Genomic DNA, 1,338 nt, shown 5'->3' with positions numbered 1-1,338 from the left:
TTCGTTCAAGCCCGCAGCCATGGCGCCAGTTTTGAAATCGCTGCCCGTGGCCTCTGCCAGCAAACCACCCATGACGGCATGCACCACAATTTTGGGCAGGCTGCCGTTCTCAAATCGAATGGTCTGGTCACCGGCAAACTTGAAGCCCGTGGCCATGGCGATGCTGCCTGCCTGGCCGACTAGAGCATTACCCAGGTTGTCGCTGAAGCTGCCGCCATTGATGGCCGTAGATATTGCGCTCGAAACAAGCGAGTGCGCACCAGCCCGAATGAGCGTATCTGAGGCGTTCGCCCATGTGAGTACGTTGCGCGGGTTGCTGGAAACCGGAATGAGGGTGCCATCGGCAGCCTTCACGAATCCGCCCGCTTGACCGCTTTGTTCTACGCCGAACCAGTGAGTGTCTACGTATTCAAATGAACCTGCCGTCAGTGAGGAGACTGCTGCATTCTTCAGACTGTCTTTGCTTAGTGTTTCCTTAAGCGCTGCTGCGAGATCACCTTGGTTGTTGATCGTACTGACCGCACCGGTTGTTGCCAGGCTTGTTGCTGCGCCTAGCTGAAAGCCCGTGAGACCGAATCCTGCCGGGCCCATTGCGGCGGCCATCAGGATAGCTACAGCCAGTTGTGCTCCAACACCCAAACCGGAATTGTCGTACTTGAAGCTAGAGTGAATTTCCTCCACCTGGCGCCAGTCGATACCACCCCTGGCTTCCACTTCTTTCAACCATGCCAGTTTCGGATCAGCCTTCACCATGGCGTCGATGGACTGACTGACAGTCCTCTGGTCGATCTTTTTTATATCGACCTTGATGCCGTCTACCGCATTGATTATCAGGTTTCCGTTGGCCACCATCTGCGTCTGGCGCAGCGTCTCATCCGTCTGCCCCTTGCCCTTGGCACTGGTCCACGCCAGGTCGCCCTTACTCTTTTCGTGACTCTCCTGATGCATGTCCTTGACGGCTTCGAACGTCACCGCACCGCCGCTTTCTATTGTGAGGTCGCGGCCTGACTCCAGGGCGGCGCCCTGGTACAACTGGTCACCGCCGCTCACCAGGGTCAGGTCACCCCCGCTGGTGACCACGCTGCCCACCGCCTTTACATCGGTGACTTCGTCACGCTGGGTCTTCTTGCTGCCCCAGCTGCCTTTCTTGTTCATGTCGTACAGCGAGTACTCGCTGTCGTTGGCGGCCAGTAGCTGCAGGGTATTGCCGGCGGAGATGTAGGCCTCGCCGCCCGCCGTGGCCTTGCTGGCAACCATCAGCAGGTTGTCGCCGGCCTCGATGCTGAGCGAGCCGCCGGCAGTCAGTTCGGCCGCCTGCTGGCGCACGCTGTCGTGCTG

The 1,338-nt window shown here is 59.0% G+C and carries 1 protein-coding gene; it reads right to left on the bottom strand.

Going from position 1 to position 1,338, the window contains the following annotated elements:
• On the bottom strand, positions 1–1,338 hold a 1,338-nt coding region (locus FW760_RS25975), incomplete at both ends, for a DUF637 domain-containing protein (protein WP_446444112.1).

Source organism: Pseudomonas sp. 1176_21, from assembly GCF_052850635.1.
This window is presented reverse-complemented; position numbering and strand designations above follow the sequence as displayed.